Source organism: Myxacorys chilensis (assembly GCF_059505265.1).
Genome location: NZ_JCACKG010000243.1, coordinates 1 through 2,710, shown reverse-complemented (window position 1 = coordinate 2,710; position 2,710 = coordinate 1). Strand labels below are relative to the sequence as shown.

The following is a 2,710-nucleotide window of genomic DNA, read 5'->3' as shown; positions in this document are numbered from 1 at the left end:
ACTTTACATTACTCTAGCTTGTACCTCATTAGGCTGGAAAAGGCTGTAACACCCTACTGAAAAACGCGATTTACGAAGCTCACGGCGTTAAAGAAGCCGATCTGTATGGGGATGATGGAAATGAGTAGATCCCCGATCGAGTTCACCGCGACTTCTACAGGCTACTTGTCTTGTCATGGCGATGATTTAGAGGCGATCGACATTCTGACGGCTCACGCACGGCAGCAAGCGAAAGCCCATCACCGCTCTGAACTGTTGCACAATCTGACAACTCTAACCGCTCTCCTCATCCTGAGTGCGATCACATTCTCCGGTCTTGTGGCTCTAGCTCAAACTCTCAAGCCTCATGAAGCACATCAAACAACTTCCAGACATACCGCTAGATCTGGGAATTGAAGACGATCTGGAGCTAGGCGCGATCATAGCTGATGCCAAGCTGGCAGCAATGCAACAGGGATTTAGTGAACGGTATCATCCCGGCATTGATCGGTTTCTGCAAAAGCAATGTGGAACCGAACTGGAGAACGATCGCATCACGGGTCAGCAACTTGCAGCGGCATTGCTGGAAGAACGGCGCAAAACCTTAGTTGCGATCGCGCTCAAAACTACCCTCTTCACCAGCATCTCAGGACTGGCAGCGCTGCTCGTTGGCTTTTCCGCTCCTCAGTCTGCCGTGTGGGTTTTCCCTTCTGCGATCGCGGCGATTTGTACCTCTCGAAAATAAAGGACGTTTAACCATGCCTAGAGATATTGAAATCGGATGTGAATTTACTGACGCCACAACAGGGGAAGAAGTCACCATTATTGAGGCAGGCGATCCTAGTGAATTTGGAGAAGCTTGGCTCTGTGAGATTAAAGGCGATGATAAGCCTTATCTTTTCTACACTGATGACATTAGAACCATTGCCGAAGAAGAAGAGTATTGGACTGAAGAGGAGTAAGGATGACAACCATTAAACGTGATGGATGGGGCAGCAATCCTAAAGCCGCTAAACGCTACCATCCCCAGAAATGGCGCAAAACAGCGAAGCGGGCAAAGTCTCTTACTCGTGGGAAGTGTGTTTGCTGCTCATCGTCTGCGACTGAAGTGCATCACGCTTTCTATGGCGTTCCGATCGTCTATCCAGTTGCGTTGTTGTCTGCGATCTCTTCTGTAATCAGCCCGCTATCCTTATTCGGCTTCTCACTCATTCCGATCCTATGGGGTTACAGCTTGCCCCTACCAGGGTTCGAGATTCCACTTTGGCAAGTATTTCCGTTATGTGATTTGCACCATTCCAACCGCCCCGGATGCGCTCATAATTTCGGCAACTATGGGGCGTTTAAGGCTGATCCGTGGGCGAACCGCAACAAGTACGGCTATCTCTGGAAACTCAGAATTAGTGCTTTGTCTGCGGTATCAAGCGAAGGAATTATCTCACATAATCGATAGATCAGTTTGTTGCACAGTCAGTCATATAACGGTGAAGTGCAGCAGTAGCCAGCAACCTTGAACTCAGCACAAATAGCTTTCGTCCGTCCGCTGCCACGCAGTGTTAGCTTGCAGTGTATGTCCATATTTCAAATCGTGCTTGAGATGATAACTCCACCTCCAATGGACCGTAGTAGTCATGACAAAATAATTCAAACTCATCTATTGCAAGATGAAACGCTTCATCTGGAACGAGCCCACACAACCCGTATGCCCGTGACCTGTAGAAACTGAGTAATTCCTGAGCCTGGTTGCTTACCGTCCATTCCTTAGCTATCAAATAATTACACTGATACCCTTTATTACGTAAATACTCCTCTGCGTTAATTTCGTTAATTGCTCTATGTGGCTGCAGGGCTGTTTCATTGTAGAAGGGGAAAAACTTTGTCCAGGTGATTGGCGAGGTGCCGCTTGGCGGCAGCCATCGAAGAGAAGCCCAACATACGAGCAAAGGTAATGAAAAAGTTGCGGACCACTGACCAATTCGCAGTTGCATACCTTCCCCCTTGCGGTGCATCGTCTTCGTTAAAGACAACATCCTTGACCCAATGCAATCGATTCTCAATCCTCCAATGCCCACAGATGATGCGATGAAACTGCTCAGCACTGGCGATAAAACTGCTAATGTAGGACTGCCGCTCGTCAAATGGTTTTCCGTCTCGATACCCACATCGTTGCACTAAAATCGCGCTTCGGATTCCTGGCCACTCATGCCCAAATGCTGCAACTCCATCAAACACACTGACTTTCCATGTCGTGCTCCGTCCATGTCCTTGTTCCTGTTCTTGATAGCAACTAAGTGGCTGCTGCGTCTTCGATTGTTGGGCAATGCCTCGGTATAACCGCTGTTGATTGGCTTTGACACAGACCAAATAGTCATTGCCTTGCTTGATAATGTGATGCAATGTTTTTTTGACAGTGCAATGCGTCCAGCGTGACGCCAATCCCTGTAATCAGTAACGCTCCCTTTGATGCTTTTACCATCACAAGCAGACCACTCACCTGTGTCTACCTGGTGCTGTACCTGTGCCCAGGCGGTAAACACAGCCGCGAGAACCTGATAATCCAGCTGTTGCATGACACGGCGAAACGTCGAGTACGAAGGGAGTTTCGTGCCGGGTGCTAGTTCTAGTTTCTGGCAAATTTCTTGCCCATAGACTTCGACGAACTCGGCTAACGGGCGAGGCCGTGTTCTAGACGTGTGGATTTTGCGATACTGGAGGAGTGTGGTTTCAGCAA

Annotated in this window: 5 protein-coding genes; 4 read left to right on the top strand and 1 reads right to left on the bottom strand. The window is 48.7% G+C overall.

Features of this window, described 5'->3' with window-relative positions; genetic code table 11:
• Positions 1-120: 120 nt before the first annotated feature.
• From AC5JLB_RS25145 to AC5JLB_RS25130, 4 genes are read left to right on the top strand one after another with little or no spacing between them, the layout of a single operon-like run.
• A complete protein-coding gene (locus AC5JLB_RS25145) occupies positions 121-396 on the top strand; it encodes a hypothetical protein (RefSeq protein WP_495876564.1) in 276 nt (91 codons plus the stop codon).
• Complete coding sequence (locus tag AC5JLB_RS25140) at positions 347-724, top strand: hypothetical protein (RefSeq protein WP_495876563.1); 378 nt, start codon at positions 347-349, stop codon at positions 722-724. Before AC5JLB_RS25145 ends, AC5JLB_RS25140 begins: the two co-directional genes overlap by 50 nt.
• A gap of 13 nt (positions 725-737) precedes the next feature.
• Positions 738-941 (top strand): hypothetical protein, encoded by a 204-nt coding sequence (locus AC5JLB_RS25135; RefSeq protein WP_495876562.1) that lies wholly within the window; start codon positions 738-740, stop codon positions 939-941.
• Positions 942-943: 2 nt separating this feature from the next.
• Positions 944-1,432: a hypothetical protein gene (locus tag AC5JLB_RS25130; protein ID WP_495876561.1), complete on the top strand. Its 489-nt coding sequence runs from the start codon at positions 944-946 to the stop codon at positions 1,430-1,432.
• A gap of 401 nt (positions 1,433-1,833) precedes the next feature.
• Here AC5JLB_RS25130 and AC5JLB_RS25125 read toward each other — a convergent pair whose 3' ends face one another.
• On the bottom strand, positions 1,834-2,343 hold the full coding sequence (locus AC5JLB_RS25125; RefSeq protein WP_495876565.1) for an ISAs1 family transposase: 510 nt from the start codon (positions 2,341-2,343) through the stop codon (positions 1,834-1,836).
• Positions 2,344-2,710: the final 367 nt, after the last annotated feature.

What these genes read in the sequence shown, in the direction of transcription:
- AC5JLB_RS25145 (WP_495876564.1), top strand. Translation starts at nt 121, where the DNA reads ATGAGTAGATCCCCGATCGAGTTCACCGCGACTTCTACAGGCTACTTG.
- AC5JLB_RS25140 (WP_495876563.1), top strand. Translation starts at nt 347, where the DNA reads ATGAAGCACATCAAACAACTTCCAGACATACCGCTAGATCTGGGAATT.
- AC5JLB_RS25135 (WP_495876562.1), top strand. Translation starts at nt 738, where the DNA reads ATGCCTAGAGATATTGAAATCGGATGTGAATTTACTGACGCCACAACA.
- AC5JLB_RS25130 (WP_495876561.1), top strand. Translation starts at nt 944, where the DNA reads ATGACAACCATTAAACGTGATGGATGGGGCAGCAATCCTAAAGCCGCT.